This is a genomic window from Leucobacter fengyongliangi (genome assembly GCF_050971685.1).
GTDB lineage: Bacteria > Actinomycetota > Actinomycetes > Actinomycetales > Microbacteriaceae > Leucobacter.
Map to the genome: position 1 here is coordinate 125,753 of NZ_JBPCEU010000009.1, position 20,520 is coordinate 146,272.

Below are 20,520 nucleotides of genomic sequence, written 5' to 3' on the forward strand. Positions count from 1 at the left end.
GTAGCTTCGAATTGACCCCCGGCGGCGACAGCAACTCGGGCCAGCGAAGGGAATCCGCATGTTTGTGCAGCACCTCACGGGCGATGACCTTCGGCTGGTCACGAGCGCGAGCGACCTGACCGCGGCGAGCACCTGCGAGTTCGCATTTCTGCGCCGCGTCGACCGCAGGCTCGGCCGCGACATCGAGGTGCCCGACAACGACGACGCGATGCTCGCTCGGGCGGCCAAGCTTGGCGAGGCTCACGAGGCTCGGGTGCTCGCGAGCTACGTCGCAGAGTTTGGCAGCGGATCGGCGGGCGAGCCCGGCGGGGTCGTCGAGCTGCCGCCCCGCGGCGACATGACCGCGGAGGCGCTGACCGGGCTCGCCGAACTGAGCCGGCGCGCGCTTCTGGGTGATGCCGACATCGTGTTTCAGGCCACGTTTTTTGACCCCGAGGTGCGCCCGGCCGATCCACATACCGGCGACCCGGCAATCGGGTTCGTGGGCTTCGCCGATTTTCTGGCGCGCACCCCGGACGGCGCATACGAGGTGCAAGATTCGAAACTCGCACGCCGGGCCAAGGTGACAGCGCTCTTGCAGCTCGCGGCCTATGCCGAGCAGCTCGAGCGCATCGGCGTGCCGGTCGCACCCTGGGCGGTGCTCGTGCTGGGCGACGGGGCGCGCAGCGAGCACAAGCTCGCCGACATCGCCCCCGTGTTTCGCTCCCGCCGCGACCGGCAGCATCAAATCCTGCTCGAGCGGGCGTCGGCGGTCGGAGCGGACGGCCGACGCGAGAGCGCCGAGCCGCTCGCCTGGGGTGCCGCAGGCGTGATGGCGTGTGGCCGCTGCGAGGTGTGCGTGCCCGAGGTGGAACAGGTGCGTGATCCACTGTTGATCGCGGGATTGCGCACCGCACAACGCGACCGCCTGTTCGCCGCCGGGCTGACCACCATCGATGAGGTCGCCGCAGCGCTCCCCGAGATTGCCTCGGGTGCGCTCGCCGTCTCTGGCATCGGCCAGGCCGCGCTTGCGCGCATCGCCGCGCAGGCCGCGGTGCAGATGGCGGCGGTGTCGGGGGAGGCGCCCCCGGTGTGGGTGATCGACCCGGCGGCGCTCGCCGCGATCCCGGCACCGAACCCGGGCGACCTGTTCTTCGATTTTGAAGGCGACCCGATGTATCGCGAGCCTGGGGCGGAAGGAACCGCGCGCTGGGGCATCGACTACCTGTTTGGCATCGTGGATGCGCACGAGCAGTTCTTTACGATCTGGGCGCACGATCTCGATGCCGAGCGGCGCGCGCTCGAAGAGTTTCTCAGCTTCGTCGCCGAGCGGCGCGTGCGGTTTCCCGAGCTGAAGATCTATCACTACGCGTCGTACGAGCGCACCCACCTGTCGAGCATCGCCGCCCGGCACGGCGTGGGCGAGCAGGAGGTCGATCAGCTGCTGCGCGAGCACGTGCTCGTTGACCTGTACCCGATCGTGCGCCAGGCGCTGCGCGTCGGCTCCCGCTCGTATTCCATCAAGAAGCTCGAGCCGCTGTATATGGGCGACGAGCTACGAGACGAGTCAGGGGTGACGAACGCAGGCGACTCGGTGGTTGAGTACGCGGAGGCAAGCGCGCTGCGCGTCTCTCTGTCGGCGGTGGATCAGGCGGAGGGTGAGCGGCGCCTCGCCGACATCGCCGCATACAACCGCTACGACTGCGTCTCCACACTCCGCCTGCGCGACTGGCTGCTGCGGCTGGCCCGCGAGCACGGGGTCGTGCCAGTCGCCCCCGGAGAGGCGAATGAGGAGGGTCGCGAGCCGAAGCTGCAGAGTTCGACCGCGCTGGCTCTGGCGATGCACGCGAGCGTGGCCGACGACGCGCGTGATCGCAAGGCCGCGGCCCTCGCGGCGAGTGCGATCGACTACCACGCCCGCGAGAACAAGGCGTTCTGGTGGGCGCACTTTGCGCGCCTCGTCGACCCCATCGAGGATTGGGCCGACACACGCGATGTGCTCGTGGTCGACGAGTCGCGCAGTGAGGTCATCGATGACTGGCACGTGCCGCCCCGGGGCCGCGCACAGCGGCGCAACCTGCGGCTGCGCGGCGAGCTGGCACCGGGCAGCACGCTCAAGGTCGGTGCCAGCGTGTACGCCCTCTACGAGTACCCGCCGCCGTTCGTCGAGCGCGGGGCGGCCCCCGGGGCGCGGGGCGCGCGGAGGGCCGAGATTCTCGAGGTCGACGATGATGGAGTGACCGTCACCGAGACGTTCCCGCTCGGCGACCTGCCCTTCATTGACCTCCCCTCCGCGCTCGCCCCCGGTTCACCCCCGCCGGGGCTCACCCAGCCCGGCGCGATCGAGGAGTGGGGGGCGAGCCTTGCCAAGTCGCTCGACGAGGGCTACTTCCTCGCCAACCCGGTGGTCGACATCATTAGGCGGGAGCCGCCGCGGCTCGTGGGCGGGCGGCCGCTGGTGGATCCGGGCTCCGCCGAGGCGCTCGCCGCAGCCGGCGGGTTCGACGAGGCCCGCACCATTGGCGCGGTGGTGGCCACCCTGCGGCAGCTCGACCGCTCGGCGCTCGCGGTGCAGGGCCCGCCGGGCACCGGCAAGACGTACCTGGCCGCGCGGGTGATCCGCACCCTGGTTGAACAGAACGGGTGGCGAGTCGGGGTTGTCGGGCAGTCGCACAAGGTCGTCGAGAATGTGCTCGCGGGGGTGGTCGCAGCGGGGCTCGACCCGGCTCTCGTCGGGAAATCGCTGCAGCGTGGCGCGTCGAAGAGCGAGCCGAGGCTCTTCACCGTACTGCCCTCCACCGGGCACCTGAACTTCGTGGGGCTGCACCGGGATGCCGGGCGCGGATGCGTCATCGGCGGGACGGCCTGGACGTTTAGCAATGCGGCCCGGGTCGAACGGGGCAGCCTTGACCTGCTGGTGATCGACGAGGCCGGGCAGTTCTCGCTCGCGCCCACGATCGCCGCATCGGTATCGGCCGAGCGGCTGCTGCTGCTCGGAGACCCGCAGCAGCTGCCGCAGGTGTCGCAGGGGTCACACCCCGAACCTGTGGACACCTCGGCGCTGGGCTGGCTGCTGGGCGCGCACGAGACGATCCCCGACGGTCACGGCTACTTTCTCGCCGAGACGCGGCGCATGCGTCCCGAACTCACCGAGGTCGTCTCCGAGCTCGCGTACGAGGGGCGGTTGAACGCCCACTCGACGGCCGCGCTGCGCGAGGTACGCGGCGCGGGTTCCGCTGGCCTGCACTGGCACCCCGTGCAGCACGCGGGCAATTCGACCCGTTCGCCTGAGGAGGCGGCCGAGGTGGTGCGCATCGCGACGGCCGCGCTGCGCGGTACCCTCTCCGAACCTGGCGAACCAGACCGCGGGCTCACCGAGGCTGACATCATCGTGGTCGCCGCGTACAACGCTCAGGTCGAGTGCCTCGCGAACGCGCTCGCGGTGGCAGGCCTCGGCGTGATCCGCGTTGGCACGGTTGATAAGTTTCAGGGGCAGGAGGCGGTGATCGCGATCGTCAGTCTGGCCGCATCCAGCGCGGAAGACGTGCCGCGCGGGCTCGAGTTTCTCCTCATGCGCAACCGCCTGAACGTGGCGATCAGCCGAGCCCAGTGGGCCGCGCATCTCGTCTCCTCAGACCGGCTTGGTGCGGGGCTCCCGGCGACCGCGGAGGGTGTCGCCGCGCTCTCGGGGTACCTGCGCCTCACCGAGCGCGGACAGCGCAGCTAGCAGCCATCGAAGAGTCGCAATACCACCACAGGCCCGGGGAGAGAGGTGGAATTGTGACCCCTCGATCGTGCCGCGGCAGCGGATCGCGCCTCGGCGACGCTGCCTTAGCGGGCCTGGAACGCCAGGATGCGCGCGAGCGCCTCCCGCACGGCGGCCTCGCCAGCCGCGTTCGAGATGCGCACGGCGCGGTCGCCCGCGATCGGGTCGAAGTCGACGCCGGGCACGAGCGCCACTTCGGCCTGCTCGAGCAGCGCCTGCGCGTACTCGGTGGCGCTGCCGAAGCGCTCGAGCTGCGGCCCGAGCTCGGAGTAATAGTAAAACGCACCGTCCGAGGGTGCCGCGACGCCCCAGTTCAGCGCGGGCGCGGCATCGAGGATCAGCTGGCGCGCGCGGGCGAAGCCTTGCACCACGAGGTCACGCTCGGCGTAGGTCTCCGCGGTGAACGCGGTCATCGCGAGCTCCTGTGCCGGGGCGGGCGGTGAGAGGGCAAAGTTTGATGCCAGAGCCTCGAGCGGCCCGACGAGATCTTGCGGCAGCAGGGCCCAGCCGAGGCGCCAGCCCGCCATGCCCCAGTACTTTGAGAACGAGTTGATGACGATCGCGTTCGGGTCGAGCTCCACCGCGGTGACGCCGCGAGGATCGGGGTCAGCGGCCGCGGGGAAGGTGATGCCGTGGTAGATCTCGTCGCTGATGAGGCGTGTTCCGCGTGCACGGCACCAGTCGACCAGCGCGGTGAGGTCGGCCCGGCTCAGCATCGTTCCCGTCGGGTTCGCGGGGGATGCGACAACCAATCCCGCGAGGTGGCCGTGCGCAGCCTCGGCCGCGTCGAGCAGCGCCGGAGTGGGCTGGTATCGGGTCTCGATCGTCGTCGGAATCTCGACGACCTGCACGCCCAGCGCCGTCAGAATGTTGCGATAGGCGGGGTAGCCAGGGCTCGCGAGTGCCACCCGGTCGCCCGGGTCGAACGCGGCGAGGAACACCAGCTGGAACGCCCCCGAGGAACCGGTGGTCACGGCGACATGGGCGGGATCCACTGCGACGTTGTACCAGTTGCGGTAGTGGCCGGCGATGCCCTCGCGCAGCGGCGTGGTGCCGAGCGGGCCGGTGTATCCGGCGGGCTTGAGCGTGCCCGGTGTGGGCCGCGCGCTCGGCTCGCCCGCGCACAGCGAGACGACATCGTGCCCAGCGGCCCGGCGCGTCGCGATCTGGTCGGTGATGCGCATCACCTCGAACGCTGGCACCGCCGAACGCTTCGATGCCTGCATGAGCCTGGGCCCGCCATGTATCGTCATGCTCTGCTGCCTCCGCAATTCGTCGTGCTGGGTTGCTGCGTGATCGCCGCCCGGTGCCGCTACGCGCCGACGCGCTCCAGCCGGATCGGGGTGCCGGCCGAGATGCCGGTGCGGGCCTGCAGCGACTCGCTGACGGCGGGGTCTGTTGCGTCGAGCTCGAGCTGCTCCAGCACGGCACCAGTCTGCTCGCCAAGCGCGAGCACCACCGCAGACACCGTGCCCACGAGCGGGTCGCCCAGCTCGGCCCCCGCACGCGCGATGGCTGAACGGACGGCGGCGGCGAGGCCGGCGGGGCTCAGATCCACAGTGGATCGCGTGGCCCGCGCATACGACACCCCATTGCCCGACAGCGCCTCGGCGATCACCGCTTCGCCCGCGAGCGTCACGCGTACCTCGAGCACGGTGGAGGCCGGGGTGAGCGACGTGGCCGCCCCGGCGAAGGGCAGCGGAATGCCCGACGGGGCACCACCGTGATCGTGTTGATCGGGTGATGCCCCGCCGAAGGAGAATTTCAGATCCATGGCTGCAAGGCTACGCGAGTTGCCTGGCCCATGCCTGCGCGAACTACGCGTTCGCGACGATCTCGGCGTACGGGGTGTACGCGAGCTCGGGGAACGCCTCGGCGACGCCGGCGTTGGCCAGAATGCCGTCGTGTGCGTTCAGTCCCTTCGCGAGCGCCTCGTCGGCGGAGAGTGCGGCCACCCAGCCCTTGTCGGCGAGTGCGACGACGTAGGGGAGGGTCGCGTTGGTGAGCGCCGCGGTCGAGGTCTCGGGCACCGCGCCCGGCATGTTTGCGACGCAGTAGTAGATCGAGTTGTGCACCGGGAAGGTGGGGTTGTCGTGCGTGGTGGGCACGGAGTTCTCGAAGCAGCCGCCCTGGTCGATGGCGATGTCAACGAGCACCGAGCCGGTCTTCATCTGCGCGACCATCTCGTCGGTGACGAGCTTCGGAGCCTTTTCGCCCGGGATCAGAACGGAGCCGATCACGAGGTCGGCATCCTTCAGTGCCTCGCTGATGTTGTGGGCGTTCGAGGTGCGGGTCTGGATGCGTCCGCCAAATTCGTCCTCCAGCTGCTTCAGTCGGGGGAGGGCGATGTCGATCACGGTGACCTCGGCGCCCATGCCAAACGCGATGCGCGCGGCCTGCTCGCCGGCAGCGCCGCCGCCAATGACGACGACCTTGCCGCGACGGGTTGCGGTGACGCCGCCGAGGAGGATGCCACGGCCACCGTTCGCCTTCATCAGCGAGTAGGCGCCGACCTGCACCGAGAGCCGCCCGGCGACCTCGCTCATGGGGGCGAGCAGCGGGAGGCCGCGGTTCGCGAGCTGCACGGTCTCGTAGGCGATCGCGGTGGTGCCCGAGGCGAGCACCGCGTCGGTGAGCGTGCGATCCGCTGCGAGGTGCAGGTAGGTGAAGAGCACCTGCCCCTTGCGCATCTGGGCGTACTCCGAGGCGATGGGCTCCTTGACCTTCAAGATCATGTCGCTGTCGGCCCACACCGCATCGGCGGTGGCGACGATCTTCGCGCCCGCTGCCTCGTACTCGGCATCGGTGATCGCCGAGCCGAGCCCGGCACCCGCCTGCACGAGCACCTCGTGGCCGCGACGCGCCAGCTCAAACACGCCCGACTGCGTGATGGCGACACGGTTCTCGTTGTTCTTAATCTCGGTAGGAATGCCGACGCGCATGAGCTGCTCCGATGCTTCTGTGTTTGGTGGGTGTTGTTTCGAGGGGGGTGTGTGTGGATCCGCACGGCCCGCGGCACTGCGGTGTCTTGCGGCCTCAACAGGGCGCGCGATCCACTTTCCCAACTGCGATGATTCTGCACTATATTCGTTTCAAGTGGATTACGGGGGAATTCTCTTCGGAAATCGTTGAAAATCAACTTCAAATCATCTGAAACGCGGGGTGCAGTGGTGGAACGATCGAAGAATCTGCGAGTCGAGCCAGCGCTCGACGAGGTGGATCGCCTCATCGTCGAGGAGCTCCAGCTCAACGGGCGCATGACCAACGCCGAGCTCGCCGAGCGCGTCGGCATCGCCGCGTCAACCTGCGTCGCGCGCGTGCGCAGCCTGGTCTCGCGACGTGTGATCACCGGCTTCACCGCGCAGGTCGACCCGGGCGTGATCGGCATGACGCTGCAGGTGCTTGTGAGCGTGTCGATTCGCTCGGGCGCGCGCCAGCGCATTTCGGAATTCATGGACGAGCTGCGGGGGCTACCAGAGGTGATGCAGTTGTTCTTCCTCGGCGGTGTTGAGGATTTCATCATTCACCTGGCCGCGCGCGACTCCGATCACGTGCGCGATTTCGTGATGGAGCACCTCTCGGCACACCCGGCGGTGTCGTCGACGCGCACGAGCATCGTGTTCAGCCACCACCAGAACCCGGTGCGCATCGCCGGCTAGTGCCGACGGTGCGAGCGGGGCTGGGCCGCCGACGCAGGCGGACGGTCAGTGGCCGGCGACTGGCGGAGCAAGCCGCAGTTCGTGCGCGTCGAGCGCCTCCTCGGCGAGGCGCAAGGCCGCGCTGTCGTACTGCCCGATCGCGCGCTCCTCGAGCAACAGGGAGCGCTGGGCTTCGAGCGCGGCGCGCGCGAGGCGCAGGTAGGTGAGCGACTCGTGTTCGCTGGCTGACCGCGCGGCATCCGAGGTGCGGGGGATCGAGTAGCCAAGCGGAGCGACCGCGTCGTGTACGCTCACCTTCGCGCGCTGAATCGTGCGGTCTGACGGTTCCGGGTGCCGTGGGTCCTCGAGCGCGAGGGCGCGCTCGTTTTCGAGTGCCGACTCCACAGCTGTGGCACCGGCGCGCGTGAGATCCGTGTAAAGACCAACGAGTTCCTCGGCTCGATCGCTGTGGGTCGGTCCGCTCGGCCGAAGCCGGCGAACCACCATGGGTAGCGTCAACCCGTGCAGCAGCAGGGTGACAACCGCGACGACGAACGCGATGAGCACGAGGTGCGAACGGTAGGGCACCTCGGTGGGGATCGACTGTGCCGCGGCGAGCGTGACGACGCCGCGCATTCCGCTCCAGCCGAGTGTGAATCCGCCGCGCCAGTTCAGCCCTTGACTGCGGGCGTGCTCGAGATCTGCGGCACTGCGCCTCGCACGTCGATCAGCCCGCAGCACCCGGATCTCCTGCGTGTCAGTGAGGGCCTCAGCGCGAGCGAGTTTCCGGGCTCGGCTCGCCGCGCGTTTCGTGCCGGCGGCTCGCACACGGTGCGTGTTGAGTGTGCGCTGGAGCGACCAGAGCAGCGGGGCCATGAACGCCATGCGCAGCAGGAGCAGCACCATCACGATGCCGAGCCCGATGAGTCCGGTATGGGCGAGGGTGAAGCTGCTCGCGCCGACATCAGCGAGGAGCGCCTGCAGCTCGAGCCCCATGAGCAGGAACACGCCGTGCTCGAGCAAAAACTGCACGGTGCGCCAATTCAGACGCTCATTCACCCGGGCCCTCGCGTTGAGCTTCTGTGCCGTATGGTGGCCGGAGTAGAGCCCGGCGACCACCACGGCAATCACGCCTGAGCCGCCCGCGGCCTCGGCGGGCACGAACGCAATGAAGGGCACGGTGAACGAGATGACGGTGTCATACACGGGGTTGGCGAGTTTCGATCTGACACCCATGGTGATGAAGCCGATCGCGAGCCCGATCAGCGTCGCCACGACCACGGCGTACACGAAGATTCCCAGAGTCTCCCAGAACGCGAAGGTGCCGGCGGTAGCCGCGATGGCGGTGCGGAGCAGCACGAGCGAGGTCGCGTCGTTGACGAGACTCTCGCCCTCGAGAATCGCGACCAGACGCGGAGGCATGCCCAGACGCTTGCCGATCGCGGTGGCCGCCACGGCATCTGTCGGGGCGACGACGGCGCCGAGAGCGATAGCCGCTGCCAGCGGAATCGCGGGCACAACCAGGTGCAGGAGCACTCCCACCGCAAGTGCCGAGATAATGACGAGCGCCACGGACAGGCCCGCGATGGGGCCGAGGTTTCGGCGCAGGTCAAGAACCGGCACGTTGACCGCCGAAGAGTACAGGAGCGGCGGCAGCACGGCGACGAGAATGATCTCGGGGTCAATCTCGATGAGTGGGATCCCGGGAAGGTACCCGACCCCCATGCCGAGCACCACCAGGAGGAGCGGTGCCGCGATGCCGATGCGACTCGAGAGAAGTGACACGGCCACGACCACGATGAGCACGGCAGCCGCGATAAGCAACCCCTCGGTGAGTTCCATTCTGAGAGCGTACTGGTTCGGCTAGAAGCGCGCGCGCCAGTACTGCGCGGGCACGAGGTGTGCGGCGTGCTCGTCGCGCAGGGTGTGCGCCCACTCGAGCGGCAGCGCGGGGTTCACGAGCGCCGCGCGCCCGATCGAGATCACGTCGGCCTGCCCGCTAGCGAGGATGCCCTCGGCCTGCTCGGCGGTGGTGATGAGGCCGACCGCTCCGACGGGGAGGCCGTGGCCGCGCAGGCGCTGCGCGATCCACACTTGGTATGACGGGCCCACGGGAATGCGCGCGTCGGCCACGTTGCCACCCGAGGAGGCATCGACGAAGTCGGCGCCGTCTGCGGCGATCCACTCAACCACCTGCGCGGCTGCGGCAGTATCGAAGCCGCCCGCCGTCCACTCGTCGCCGGAGACGCGCACGAGAATCGGCAGTTCGGGGTGCGCGGCGCGGATGCCACGCACGATCTCGCGTAGCAGCCGGGCACGGTTCTCGGGGGTGCCGCCGAACTCGTCGTCGCGATGGTTCGAGAGCGGCGAGAGAAACTCGTGGATCAGGTACCCGTGCGCGGCGTGCAGCTCGACCGCGTCAAACCCGGCCCGCACCGCGCGGGCGGCGGCCGCGATGAATGCCTCGATCACGTCGCGCACCTCGGCGGTACTCAGGGCGCGTGGATCGGCCAGCCCGGTAAATGCCTCGGCAGACGGGGCGACGGTCTGCCAGCCGCCCTCGGCCTCGGGCACTGAGCCGCCCGGGGCGTCGCGCAGCCAGGGGTGCGTGGAAGCCTTGCGCCCCGCGTGACCGAGCTGGATCGCGAACCTCGCGCCGTGCGACTTCGCGACCGGAAGCATGCGGGCGAAGGCGGCTTCCTGGGTGTCGTTCCAGAGGCCCAGGCAGTTCGGGCTGATCCGTCCCTCGGGCACGACCGCGGTCGCCTCGACGACTACCAGCCCCGCGCCGCCTCGGCCGAGCGCGCCCCAGTGCACGAGGTGCCAGTCGTACGGCACCCCCTGCTCGGGCCCCTCGGCCATCGCCGAGTACTGGCACATGGGCGGCACCCAGAGTCGGTTGCGCACCTCCATGCCGCGAATTGAGATGGGCTGGAACAGGTGCGGAGTGGCCATGAGTCGACTTTACCCAGGCCGCCCGTCTGGTTCCCGCCGAGTGGTCAAGATTCCACCACATACGCCCGCGGGATGGTGGATTTGCGACCCCTGGATGACTGGCTGCGGTGGCCGGCGTGGCTTGGCGGGGTTGGGGCAAACTCCGGCACGCGGTGTCGCTGGGGTATGACACGCTTAGAGGGAAGGCGCGGCGCGCGCCCAGTATGGATCAGCCCGGCCACCACGCCGCTCGCGCCACTCGGGGCGGGAGCCATCCCGGCCCACATGCCTCAACACACACGAAGATGGGACGCTGCATGAGCCTCGGCCGAATGCTCGACGAGATGCTCGATGACGCACGCGCGAGCGGAGCGACCCCCGAGGCCGACGAGATCCACGCCCTATTTGAGAGCTGGGCTCTCGAGGAGCGCGGGCTCAGTCTCTACCCCGCGCAGGAGGAGGCGTTGCTCGGCCTCGCGCTCGGCTCAAACGTGATCCTGTCGACGCCGACGGGCACCGGCAAGTCGCTCGTGGCGATCGGCGCCCACTTCGTCGCGCTCGCAGAGGGTCGCCGCACCGTCTACACCGCCCCCATCAAGGCGCTCGTGAGCGAGAAGTTCTTCGATCTGGTCGAGGTGTTCGGCGCCGAGCGGGTGGGCATGGTGACGGGCGACACCTCGATCAACGGCGACGCGCCGATCCTGTGCTGCACGGCCGAGATTCTCGCGAACCTGGCGCTGCGAGACCGCGAGACCGGCGGCATCACCCAGGTCGTGATGGACGAGTTTCACTTCTACGCCGAACCCGAGCGCGGTTGGGCGTGGCAGGTGCCGCTCTTGCTCATGGGTGACGCGCAGTTCCTGTTGATGTCGGCGACGCTCGGCGACGTGACCGAGCTGGCCGAAGACCTCACCCGCCGCACCGGGCGCGACACCGCGCGGGTCACGGGTGTGGAGCGCCCCGTGCCGCTGCACTTCGCCTACGAGGTGAAGGGCGTGCACGAGGTCATCGAGGAACTGCTCGAGACGCGCCGTACCCCCGCCTACCTCGTGCACTTCAACCAGTCGCACGCGGTCGAACAGGCGCAGGCGGTCGCCAGTATCAAGCTGGTGGATCGCGCCGGGCGAGACGAGATCGCGGCCGCCATCGGCGAGTTCCGGTTCTCCACGGGCTTCGGGGCCACCCTGTCACGGCTCGTGCGCTCGGGCGTGGGCGTGCATCACGCGGGCATGCTGCCGCGGTATCGCCGCCTCGTCGAGCAGCTCGCGCAGCGCGGCCTGCTGCGGGTGATCTGCGGCACCGACACGCTCGGTGTGGGCATCAACGTGCCGATCCGCACGGTCGTCATCACCGCGCTCGCGAAGTACGACGGCACCCGCATGCGGCGGCTCTCGGCACGCGAGTTTCACCAGATTTCGGGGCGCGCCGGCCGGGCCGGGTATGACACCGAGGGTGATGTGCTCGCGCTGGCGCCCGAGCACGAGGTCGAGAACGCGCGATCCGCTGCCAAAGCCGAGGCGCAGAAGGCCGGCGGCAAGAAGGCCAAACCGGCGAAGAAGAAGGCCGCGCCGCAGGGGTTCGTGGCCTGGAGCGAGCAGACGTTTGAGAAGCTCATCGTGGCGGAGCCCGAGCCGCTGGTGAGTCGCATGCGGGTGACCCACTCGATGCTGCTCGGGGTGATCGCGCGCGGTGAGGAGCGCGAGGGGGAGGCGCTCGATGTGATGCGCACCCTCATCTTTGGCAGCCACGAGCCGCGGGCCGAGCAGTTTGCACACGCTCGCACCGCGCTCGGCATTTTCCGCACGCTGCGGCAGGGCGGCATCGTCGACGTGTACCGCGACGAGCAGGGGCAACGGCTGTTGCGACTGACGATCGACCTGCAGGCGAACTTCGCGCTGAACCAGCCGCTCTCGCCGTTCGCGCTCGCCGCAATTGAGTTGCTCGATCCCGATTCGCCCGAATATGCGCTCGACGTGATCTCGATCATCGAGGCGACGCTCGAAGATCCGCGGGCGATCGTGCGGCAGCAGGAGCACCGGGCACGCGGCGAGGCGGTTGCGGCGATGAAGGCCGAGGGGATCGAATACGAGGAGCGGATGGAGCTGCTCGAAAAAATCACCCACCCGCAGCCGCTGAAAGAGCTGCTCGGCGAGGCGTTCGAGGCGTACACCCGCGAGGTGCCCTGGGCGCGCGACTATGAGCTGCGCCCGAAATCGGTGGTGCGCGACATGATCGAGCGTGCCTTCAACTTCCGCGACCTCGTGTCGTTCTACCAGCTTGGGCGCTCGGAGGGCACGGTGCTGCGCTACCTGAGCGACGCGTATCGCGCCATCGAGCGCACGGTGCCCGAGCAGTCGAAGAGTGAGGAACTCGCGGCGCTGATCGACTGGCTCGGCGAACTGGTGCGTCAGGTCGACTCGAGCCTGCTGGATGAATGGCAGGCGCTCGAAGCCGGAAGCATCGCTTTCGGCCGAGCGACTGGTGCCGCCGACGGCGGCAGCCCACGGAGCGAAGCGAGGGGTGAAGAGCTGGCACACCCCGACCCCGAGGCGCATCGCGCGGCGATCGCGGCGCGGGCCGAGGTCGATACCGCGCCGCCCGCACGGTCGCTGCTCGCGAACGACCGCGCCTTCCTGGTGATGGTGCGCAACGCCGTGTTCCGGCGGGTGCGCGCGGCCGCCTTCGACCAGCTCGACGAGCTCGTAGCGCTCGACGGGCCGCACGGCTTTGGCGAGCAGGCGTGGGGGGCGGCGCTCGACGCGTACTTCGCCGAGTACGACACGATGGGCACGGGCGCCGAGGCGCGATCCGCTGCATTGCTCTCGATCGACAAGGCTGGCGCGAGCGGGAGCGCGCCGACCGGCGAACCGGGCGAGCGAGTCTGGCGCTTCCGGCAGGTGCTCGACGACCCAGCGGGCGACCACGACTGGGCGATCGAAGGGGTGGTGGATCTCGCGGCCTCGGAGGAGGCAGGTGAACCGGTGATCCGCGTCGAACGGGTGGGGGCCTTTGGGGCCTGATCCGAAGCATTTTTCGCGCCAGAAGCATAGGAAACCCGCGTAGTCTAAGAGCACAGGTAGAGCCATCCGGGGGGACGCGGCTATGAACAGGTTCTTTCAGCGAATCGTCGGGCTCGCGGTCATGCTGGTCGTCTTGGCCGCGGCGGGCCTGCTCTGGTGGGCGGTGACCGTCGAGCATCCTGAAACAATGTGGGATCCCGTTTCGGTGACCATCGGCGGGGCGTGGACGCTGATGTACAGCACGGAGTTGCCCAAACTGCGCCTCCTCGCGGTTGCCCTTGCCCTCGCGCTCGTGATGATCCTGATCGTGGTCGCCGCCGAACGCATCGTCTCGCGCCGCTACCGGCGCACCCCGCCGCACCGGCGGGATCGTTCGCTCGCACCCCGGCAGATAATGGCGCGCACGCGCGGAGTGTTTGCCGGTGAGGTGACGGTCACCGCGCTGATTCCTGCCCACAACGAGGAGGCATCGCTGCCCGCGACGATCGCGTCGTTGCGGGCGCAGACTTCGCCGCCCGATCGGGTGATCGTGGTCGCCGATAACTGCACCGACGGCACCGTGCGCGTCGCACGCGAGGCGGGCGCGGAGGTCTTTGAGACGGTCGCAAACACCCACAAGAAGGGTGGCGCGCTGAACCAGGCGCTCGCGGGTCTGCTGCCTGAGCTCGGCGACAACGATTCGGTGTTGGTGATGGATGCAGACACCCAGCTCGGGCCGGAATTTGTCGCGACCGCGAAGCGGTACTTCAGTAACGACCGGGCTCTGATGGCCGTGGGCGGGTTGTTCTCCGGCGAAGAGGGGCACGGCCTGCTCGGGCAGTTCCAGCGCAACGAGTACTTCCGCTATCAGCGCGAGATTCGGCGCCGCGATGGCCGCGTCTTCGTGCTGACGGGCACCGGCACCGCGTTCCGAGCGACCGCGCTGAAGGCCGTCGCCGACTCGCGTGGACGTGCGATTCCTGGGGTTCAGGGCGATGTGTACGACACGTTCGCCCTCACCGAAGACAACGAGCTCACGATCGCGATCAAGTCGCTCGGCGGGCTCATGGTGTCACCGCCCGAGTGCACGGTCGTCACCGAACTGATGCCGACGTGGCGCATGCTGTGGGCGCAGCGGCTGCGCTGGCAGCGCGGGGCGCTTGAGAATCTTGGCGCGTACGGGATGACCCCGCAAACGTTCCGCTACTGGGCGCAACAGGTGGCCATTGGCTACGGCGTCTTTGCGCTGGCCGCTTATTTCGTCCTCATTTTGCTGATGATTTTCGCGATGGACACCTGGGTCTGGTTCCCGTTTTGGCTCGGCATCGGCTTCCTATTCGCGGTCGAACGCATGGTGACCGCGTGGCGCGGGGGATGGCGGGCCCGCGGGCTCTCGGTGCTCATATTCCCCGAACTGGTCTATGACTCCTTCCTCAACCTCGCATTCCTCAAGGGTGTCTTCGAGATTTCCTCGGGTCAGCGGCCGACGTGGAAGCACGTGCAGCACGCGCCCTCTTCGGCATCGGCCGCGGCGGCAGAGCCGAGTCTCCTCACCGAGCATGTGCTGGGTGAGGAGGTCGGCTCGGTCGTCGATCTCACCGCGCCGGGCGAGCCGGCTGGCTCAACGGTGGCTGGACGCCACGCCGAGTCTGAAAACACGGAGGTGCGGGCCTGATGGTGGTGCAAGGAATCCTGTTTCCGGAGGACTGGTTGACGACCGACTGGTTCTCTATCTTCGCGACCGTGGTCGCAATTAACACCCTCGTATACGTCGTGCTGGGTGTCTCGAAGTTGTTGCCCGTATGGCACCTGAAGTTCTTCAAGCGTGACGGTCGCAACCGCCGCGGCGAGACGCGCAGCATATACCCGGATGCTAAGCCCTGAGCCGGTGTGATCCAGCACCCGTCGTGACGATCTGTGACCGAATATTGCGCCTCGTGACGGCGCGTTTCGTGGGGTGACGGGGGCGCTTTTCAAAGCGGGGGGAGAACAGGCACAGTGGGTGACACCGCGAGAGCGGATCCCGATCCTCACCCGGCGCACCAGCCCGGGCGAATCCAAATCTCCGCCGAAGAAGGGCACCCTGATGAGCCCCACCGCAATCCCCGTTTCCGAAACCCCCACCGTCGATGCGCACTGCCCCGTGCTGGATCTCTTCGCGAACTCCACTCCGCTGCAGAGTGAACTGATCGCCAACTAAGCGCGGGTTACTCAAGTGGGCAGTAGATGTCGCTTTGCCAGGGGAAAACGACATCTACTGCCCACGTGCGTGGTCGGCGGGCAGCGGGTGAGTGTCAGGGCATCGCGAACGCACACGACAGGTGAGCTAGGGTCGAGGCGTGACTCTCACCGCCTCGGATTTCCTCACCATCGCCGACCACACGCTGCTGAATCCCGGAACTACCGAGTCTGCACTTCACCAGTTCCTCGGTGAGGCGCGCGCGCTCGGGGTGGCGCGTGTGTGCATCAGCCCGTCGCTGCTCCCAGTGGATCCTGCCGCGCTCGGCGAGCTCGAGATCGTGACGGTCGTGGGGTTCCCATCCGGAGCGCACACGGCCCCGGTGAAGGCGTTTGAGGCCGCACGTGCGGTGGCGGCCGGAGCGCACGAGATCGACATGGTGGTAAACCAGGGACTCGTGCGGGCGGGGGAGTGGGACGCGGTTCGGGCCGAGATCGCGGGGGTGCGGGCCGCGGGCCCCGGCCAGGTGTTGAAGGTGATTCTCGAGACCGCGACGCTCTCAGACGATGAGATCGTGGGGGCCTGCCGGGCAGCCGAGGAGGCCGGTGCCGACTTCGTGAAGACGTCGACGGGTTTCAGCCCGGCCGGCGGTGCGACGGTGCACGCGGTGCGGCTCATGGCGGCAACCGTGGGCGGTCGGCTCGGTGTCAAGGCATCTGGCGGGATCCGCACGGCCGACGCCGTGCGCGAGCTGTGGGCGGCGGGTGCCACGCGCTTCGGTGTCTCGGCGACGGCCGCGATCGTCCACGGCTGGGAGGCGGGGGAGCCGCCAGCGGTCTTAGCGTCGCCACACACGTACTGAGGCGACGCTCGCGCAGGGTTCCCGCTCACTGAACCGTGCGTCGGTGTCCACCCGAGCGCGGTTTTGAGCTGGCACCGCGTCATACACTGGGGGGATGCGCCTCGGAGTGATCGACGTCGGATCCAACACCGTCCACCTGCTCGTCGTTGACGCGCACGCGGGCGCAAGCCCGGTGCCGTACCACTCGCAGCGCTCGACCCTTCGACTCATGCGCTACCTCGACAAGCAGGGCGCCATCACTGATGAGGGTCAGCGGCTCATCATCGGCGCGATCCGCGAAGCGCTCGACACGGTCGCCGAGATCGGCGTCGACGACCTGATCGCGACCGCCACCTCGGCGATTCGCGAGGCGACCAACGGCGAAGAGGTGCTCGCGCGCATCACTCGCAAGACCGGCCAGGTGCTGCAGGTGCTCTCGGGCGAAGACGAGGCCCGCATCACAATGCTCGCGGTGCGCCGCTGGCTGGGCTGGTCGGCGGGCGAGATCCTGCTGTTTGACATCGGCGGCGGCTCGTTCGAGATCGCGCAGGGTGCCGACGAGTACCCCGACGTGCAGGTTTCGCTGCCGCTCGGTGCCGGCCGTTCGACGATCAACTTTTTGCCAGAGGATCCGCCGCAGCGTGAGGCGGTGTCGAAGCTTCGGGCGCACGCCCGCGCCGAGTTCACGAAGGTGCGCGACACGCTCTTCGCCGACCGCCCGAAGCCGAAACGCGTGGTGGGCACCTCGAAGACGATCCGGTCGCTGGGGCGGCTCGTGGGCGGGCCGGCGGACCCGGTGACGGGGGATCTGGCGCCGATCCACTACACGGGTCTGCGCGAGTGGGAGCCGACGCTGCGCGACATGCCCTCGAACGTGCGCCAGTACCTGCCGGGCATCACGCCCGAGCGCGGGTATCAGATTCTGGCGGGCGCGATCGTGCTGCGCACCGCAATGAAGGTGTTCGATGTGCCGACCCTCACGGTGTCGCCGTGGGCGCTGCGCGAGGGCATCGTGCTGCGCTACATCGACGCGCTCGATTCGCCGGGCGCGGCGGCTCCTCCGCTGGGCGCACCATAGGGCACTCGCCGCTCACAACCTGGATCAGGCATCCGACCGCGGTGACTTATCCACAGATTGGCACTTCTGCCACTCGGAATTGACCTGCACCAGCAGGCTGGAGGAATGAATCACAACTCCACGCCAACGAAAGACCGTGCATTACCAACCGATGCCGAGCTGCGAGACCAGCTGAACATCATGCTGGATCGTGCATCTCGCATCCAACTCTGGATGCTCTTCATGAGCAGCGATCACCGGATTCTCGATCCGATTGTGCCAATGGATGGCCTTCCAAAATCACCCGATGTGCTGTGCGATACCGAAGACCTTGGCAAGGCGCCTTTCTCTCGGGTGCTTGTTGACCGTGCGAACGCGATCCGGCAGATGGTCGGTGCGGAATCGGTCGTGCTTGTCTGGGAGCGTCCCGGCCTGGCGCGGCCGACCTCCAAGGATCTCGCTTGGGCGCGGGCGGTCGCCCACGAAGCGGCGGATCAGGGGCTCCACCTGCGCGCACAATTCACCCTCCACAGTGGCGGCGTGCGACGGATGGTCGAAGAGCAGCTGTGAATCGGCTACTGCCCACAAAATTACTTGACTAACTTAGGTTGACCAAGTTGAGGCTCGAGCCTACTGTTGGGACATGGAGCACGTGAAGATTCAGTACGCAAAAACACACCTCTCCGCACTGCTCGCCTTGGTCGAGCGAGGGCAGGAAGTGATCATCTCGCGAGGGTCGACGCCCGTCGCGAAACTGGTTCCACTTGAGCCACACCAGGAGCGGGAGCTCGGCTTCGTCCACTACGCCGTGCCAAACGAATTCTTTGATGTCTTGCCAGAGAATGAGCTGCAGGCCTGGGAGGGGCGAGTATGAGGTACCTCCTCGACACTCACGCGCTGTTGTGGGCGCTGACGGAACCTGATCGACTTGGCGACAGAGCCAATGAAGTCATTGCTGTCCAGTCGTCAAATCTGGTTGTTTCGGCCGCTACTGCTTGGGAGGTGGCGACAAAACGCCGATTGGGGAAGCTGCCAAAGGCCGATGCCTTGGTCGCGACCTATTCGCGGCACCTCGATCGACTGGGTGTCGAGCGGCTCGAAGTTACTGAAGACCATGCACTTCTGGCAGGTTCCCTCGAGTGGACCCACCGCGACCCCTTCGACCGGATGCTCGCGGCCCAAGCCATGATCGAGTCGATGACACTCGTCACGCGAGACCGTGCGTTCAGCGAAGTTGTGGGTGTGAAAACTCTGTGGTGAAGGATGCGTCCGCGCGATGCCCATGCGCGCGGCTTTCTACATGCACAGTTAGTTGAGCGGGCGCGCGTGGGAGCCCCGCTTTTGGCAAGTAGAGGCAGATGGGGTATCGTTGAGCCTCGGTGCTGCACTGCTTGCGGAGTAGCCCTTGGGGTATGGTGTAATTGGCAACACGGAGGTTTCTGGTACCTTTGTTCTTGGTTCGAGTCCAGGTACCCCAGCCAGTGAAGTCCTGATCTTCTTCGGAAGATTGGGACTTTTTCATTTCAGTGCAGGCGTAGTTCTTGCCCCGTCTAAGGGTCAGCTACAGCACAGATGCCGATGATGTCGCCGCATCGAAAGGGAAAGGCAGAATCTCATGACACAAGTTCACACCGCATACAGCGGGTTCACCCTGCCCGCAATCGGGTTTGGCACGTGGCAGTTGTGGGGCGCCCAGGGGTCCGCCACCGTGGCGCGCGCGATCCACAATGGGTACACGCTCATCGATTCTGCCGTGAACTACGAGAATGAGGGCGCGATCGGGCACGGGGTGCGCACCTCGGGAGTGAATCGTGTCGTGTTTGATGGAGGGTAGAGATTCCCGGAAGGAAACCTACCCCTCATGCCCAAGCAATACCCCGCCGAGCTCCGCGAGCGCGCAGTACGCCTCGTTCGCGAAGCGCAACAGAACTCTGACTCCCCTTATGGGGTGCCCACGAGGACCGCCAAGCAACTCGGGATCAACCCAGACACTCTGCGCGGCTGGCTGAGCCAGGCCGAGGTCGACGGCGGCACACGCCCTGCCATCACCACGAGCGAGGCTGCTCGGATCGCGGAGCTCGAACGTGAGGTTCGTGAGTTGAAGCGCGCGAACCAGATCCTCAAGAGCGCCTCGGCTTTCTTTGCGGCGGAGCCAGGCCGCCCGTCACGATGACCGAGAAAGTGGCCTACATCGACGCGCATCACGCCGAGTTCGGGGTCGAGCCAATCTGCCGCGCACTGGAAGACACTCCCGCGCAGATTGCCCCGTCCAGCTACTACGCTGCGAAGTCACGTCCGCTCTGCGCACGAGCGGTTCGTGATGAGGAATTGTGCGCCGCGATCGTCCGGATCCACGAGGCAAACTACGGCGTATACGGGGTGCGGAAAATTCATGCGGAGCTCCGACGTGAGGGACGGCGCGTTGCAGAGTCGACCGTGCGCCGGCTCATGCGGCAACTCGGTTTGCGGGGCATCGCGCGGGCGAAGGGCCCGAAGACAACGAAGCCTGCACCCGAGACCGACCGACCCACGGACTTGGTGCAGCGGCAGTTCGTGGCATCACACCCGAACGAGCTATGGGTCGCGGATTTGACCTATGTGCGCACGTTCTCCGGGTGGGTGTACGTCGCGTTCGTGCTCGATGTGTACTCGCGCATGATCGTCGGTTGGCAGGTCTCGACCAGGCTCTACACTGATCTCGCACTCGATGCGCTGAGTAGGGGGATCTGGCGGCGCGAGCACTCCGGCCAGGACCTCACTGGTCTTACCCATCACAGTGACAGAGGCGTGCAATATCGTGCGATTCGCTACGCTGAACGCCTTGACGAGTGCGACGCGGTCGCCTCGGTGGGTTCCAAGGGCGACTCGTATGACAATGCCATGGCCGAGGCGCTGAACTCACTCTACAAAGCCGAACTGATTCGCAACCGCGGCCCCTGGACATCAATCAACGACGTCGAGATCGCGACCGCCGAATGGGTGGACTGGTACAACGAACGCCGCCTCCACGGCGAACTCGGCCACGTCCCACCGGCAGAGCACGAAGCCGCTTACTGGGCGGCGAATCCCCAACCCGTTCTACTCGAAACCCGATAAAAGAACCCTCTACCAAACCCGACACTTGACA

Annotated in this window: 17 protein-coding genes, 1 tRNA gene and 1 other annotated feature; of the genes, 13 read left to right on the plus strand and 5 right to left on the minus strand. The window is 67.4% G+C overall.

Going from position 1 to position 20,520, the window contains the following annotated elements:
• Window positions 1-58 precede the first annotated feature (58 nt).
• Entirely contained in the window at window positions 59-3,706 is a 3,648-nt protein-coding gene (locus tag ACR0R4_RS08535) for a TM0106 family RecB-like putative nuclease (RefSeq protein WP_433646932.1), read from the plus strand.
• A gap of 104 nt (window positions 3,707-3,810) precedes the next feature.
• Here the strand turns inward: ACR0R4_RS08535 and ACR0R4_RS08540 are convergent, their stop codons facing one another.
• From ACR0R4_RS08540 to ald, 3 genes are read right to left on the minus strand one after another with little or no spacing between them, the layout of a single operon-like run.
• Window positions 3,811-4,998: a pyridoxal phosphate-dependent aminotransferase gene (locus ACR0R4_RS08540; protein ID WP_433646933.1), complete on the minus strand. Its 1,188-nt coding sequence runs from the start codon at window positions 4,996-4,998 to the stop codon at window positions 3,811-3,813.
• Window positions 4,999-5,057: 59 nt separating this feature from the next.
• The gene (locus tag ACR0R4_RS08545; protein ID WP_433646935.1) at window positions 5,058-5,519 is read right to left on the minus strand and encodes a hypothetical protein; all 462 of its coding nucleotides are present in this window, start codon (window positions 5,517-5,519) and stop codon (window positions 5,058-5,060) included.
• Between the two features lie 43 nt (window positions 5,520-5,562).
• A complete protein-coding gene (gene ald, locus ACR0R4_RS08550) occupies window positions 5,563-6,687 on the minus strand; it encodes an alanine dehydrogenase (RefSeq protein ID WP_433646936.1) in 1,125 nt (374 codons plus the stop codon).
• Window positions 6,688-6,912: 225 nt separating this feature from the next.
• On the opposite strand from ald, the gene ACR0R4_RS08555 reads away from it, so the two are divergent.
• Window positions 6,913-7,404, plus strand: coding sequence for an Lrp/AsnC family transcriptional regulator (locus ACR0R4_RS08555; protein WP_433646937.1), 492 nt, complete (start codon window positions 6,913-6,915; stop codon window positions 7,402-7,404).
• A 45-nt stretch (window positions 7,405-7,449) separates the two neighbouring features.
• On the opposite strand, the gene ACR0R4_RS08560 is transcribed toward ACR0R4_RS08555, so the two are convergent.
• Together ACR0R4_RS08560 and ACR0R4_RS08565 are read right to left on the minus strand one after the other, a co-directional pair.
• Window positions 7,450-9,225 (minus strand): cation:proton antiporter, encoded by a 1,776-nt coding sequence (locus tag ACR0R4_RS08560; protein ID WP_433646938.1) that lies wholly within the window; start codon window positions 9,223-9,225, stop codon window positions 7,450-7,452.
• Window positions 9,226-9,246: 21 nt separating this feature from the next.
• On the minus strand, window positions 9,247-10,338 hold the full coding sequence (locus tag ACR0R4_RS08565; RefSeq protein ID WP_433646939.1) for an oxidoreductase: 1,092 nt from the start codon (window positions 10,336-10,338) through the stop codon (window positions 9,247-9,249).
• A 296-nt stretch (window positions 10,339-10,634) separates the two neighbouring features.
• Between ACR0R4_RS08565 and ACR0R4_RS08570 the strand changes: the two genes are divergently transcribed.
• From ACR0R4_RS08570 to ACR0R4_RS08620, 11 genes are all read left to right on the plus strand, one after another.
• Window positions 10,635-13,337 (plus strand): DEAD/DEAH box helicase, encoded by a 2,703-nt coding sequence (locus tag ACR0R4_RS08570; RefSeq protein ID WP_433646940.1) that lies wholly within the window; start codon window positions 10,635-10,637, stop codon window positions 13,335-13,337.
• Between the two features lie 82 nt (window positions 13,338-13,419).
• Window positions 13,420-14,991, plus strand: a complete 1,572-nt coding sequence (locus ACR0R4_RS08575; protein ID WP_433646941.1) for a glycosyltransferase family 2 protein — start codon at window positions 13,420-13,422, stop codon at window positions 14,989-14,991.
• Complete coding sequence (locus tag ACR0R4_RS08580) at window positions 14,991-15,200, plus strand: hypothetical protein (RefSeq protein ID WP_433646942.1); 210 nt, start codon at window positions 14,991-14,993, stop codon at window positions 15,198-15,200. The genes ACR0R4_RS08575 and ACR0R4_RS08580 overlap by 1 nt, the downstream gene beginning before the upstream one ends.
• 455 nt (window positions 15,201-15,655) lie before the next feature.
• Window positions 15,656-16,357 (plus strand): deoxyribose-phosphate aldolase, encoded by a 702-nt coding sequence (deoC, locus tag ACR0R4_RS08585; protein WP_433646943.1) that lies wholly within the window; start codon window positions 15,656-15,658, stop codon window positions 16,355-16,357.
• A 94-nt stretch (window positions 16,358-16,451) separates the two neighbouring features.
• Complete coding sequence (locus tag ACR0R4_RS08590; RefSeq protein WP_433646944.1) at window positions 16,452-17,414, plus strand: Ppx/GppA phosphatase family protein; 963 nt, start codon at window positions 16,452-16,454, stop codon at window positions 17,412-17,414.
• A gap of 105 nt (window positions 17,415-17,519) precedes the next feature.
• Window positions 17,520-17,963 carry a hypothetical protein gene (locus tag ACR0R4_RS08595; RefSeq protein WP_433646945.1) on the plus strand — a complete coding sequence of 148 codons (444 nt, stop codon included), beginning with the start codon at window positions 17,520-17,522 and terminating at the stop codon, window positions 17,961-17,963.
• A gap of 73 nt (window positions 17,964-18,036) precedes the next feature.
• The gene (locus ACR0R4_RS08600) at window positions 18,037-18,267 is read left to right on the plus strand and encodes a type II toxin-antitoxin system Phd/YefM family antitoxin (RefSeq protein ID WP_433646946.1); all 231 of its coding nucleotides are present in this window, start codon (window positions 18,037-18,039) and stop codon (window positions 18,265-18,267) included.
• A complete protein-coding gene (locus ACR0R4_RS08605; RefSeq protein WP_433646947.1) occupies window positions 18,264-18,653 on the plus strand; it encodes a type II toxin-antitoxin system VapC family toxin in 390 nt (129 codons plus the stop codon). Before ACR0R4_RS08600 ends, ACR0R4_RS08605 begins: the two co-directional genes overlap by 4 nt.
• Window positions 18,654-18,799: 146 nt before the next feature.
• Window positions 18,800-18,874: transfer RNA gene (locus tag ACR0R4_RS08610), tRNA-Gln, on the plus strand.
• A 134-nt stretch (window positions 18,875-19,008) separates the two neighbouring features.
• Entirely contained in the window at window positions 19,009-19,227 is a 219-nt protein-coding gene (locus ACR0R4_RS08615; protein WP_433646949.1) for an aldo-keto reductase family protein, read from the plus strand.
• A 27-nt stretch (window positions 19,228-19,254) separates the two neighbouring features.
• A protein-coding gene (locus ACR0R4_RS08620) for an IS3 family transposase (RefSeq protein ID WP_433646411.1) occupies window positions 19,255-20,489 on the plus strand; the annotation gives its coding sequence in 2 pieces (ribosomal slippage) (window positions 19,255-19,537 and window positions 19,537-20,489; 1,236 coding nt in all).
• Window positions 19,527-19,661 (plus strand) — a sequence feature (AL1L pseudoknot). It overlaps the preceding gene by 135 nt.
• Window positions 20,490-20,520: the final 31 nt, after the last annotated feature.

Excerpts from the sequence above, each read along its gene's own strand:
- ACR0R4_RS08535 (WP_433646932.1), top strand. The coding sequence starts at position 59 with ATGTTTGTGCAGCACCTCACGGGCGATGACCTTCGGCTGGTCACGAGC.
- ACR0R4_RS08540 (WP_433646933.1), bottom strand. The coding sequence starts at position 4,998 with ATGACGATACATGGCGGGCCCAGGCTCATGCAGGCATCGAAGCGTTCG.
- ACR0R4_RS08545 (WP_433646935.1), bottom strand. The coding sequence starts at position 5,519 with ATGGATCTGAAATTCTCCTTCGGCGGGGCATCACCCGATCAACACGAT.
- ald (WP_433646936.1), bottom strand. The coding sequence starts at position 6,687 with ATGCGCGTCGGCATTCCTACCGAGATTAAGAACAACGAGAACCGTGTC.
- ACR0R4_RS08560 (WP_433646938.1), bottom strand. The coding sequence starts at position 9,225 with ATGGAACTCACCGAGGGGTTGCTTATCGCGGCTGCCGTGCTCATCGTG.
- ACR0R4_RS08565 (WP_433646939.1), bottom strand. The coding sequence starts at position 10,338 with ATGGCCACTCCGCACCTGTTCCAGCCCATCTCAATTCGCGGCATGGAG.
- ACR0R4_RS08570 (WP_433646940.1), top strand. The coding sequence starts at position 10,635 with ATGAGCCTCGGCCGAATGCTCGACGAGATGCTCGATGACGCACGCGCG.
- ACR0R4_RS08575 (WP_433646941.1), top strand. The coding sequence starts at position 13,420 with ATGAACAGGTTCTTTCAGCGAATCGTCGGGCTCGCGGTCATGCTGGTC.
- ACR0R4_RS08580 (WP_433646942.1), top strand. The coding sequence starts at position 14,991 with ATGGTGGTGCAAGGAATCCTGTTTCCGGAGGACTGGTTGACGACCGAC.
- ACR0R4_RS08590 (WP_433646944.1), top strand. The coding sequence starts at position 16,452 with ATGCGCCTCGGAGTGATCGACGTCGGATCCAACACCGTCCACCTGCTC.
- ACR0R4_RS08595 (WP_433646945.1), top strand. The coding sequence starts at position 17,520 with ATGAATCACAACTCCACGCCAACGAAAGACCGTGCATTACCAACCGAT.
- ACR0R4_RS08600 (WP_433646946.1), top strand. The coding sequence starts at position 18,037 with ATGGAGCACGTGAAGATTCAGTACGCAAAAACACACCTCTCCGCACTG.
- ACR0R4_RS08605 (WP_433646947.1), top strand. The coding sequence starts at position 18,264 with ATGAGGTACCTCCTCGACACTCACGCGCTGTTGTGGGCGCTGACGGAA.
- ACR0R4_RS08615 (WP_433646949.1), top strand. The coding sequence starts at position 19,009 with ATGACACAAGTTCACACCGCATACAGCGGGTTCACCCTGCCCGCAATC.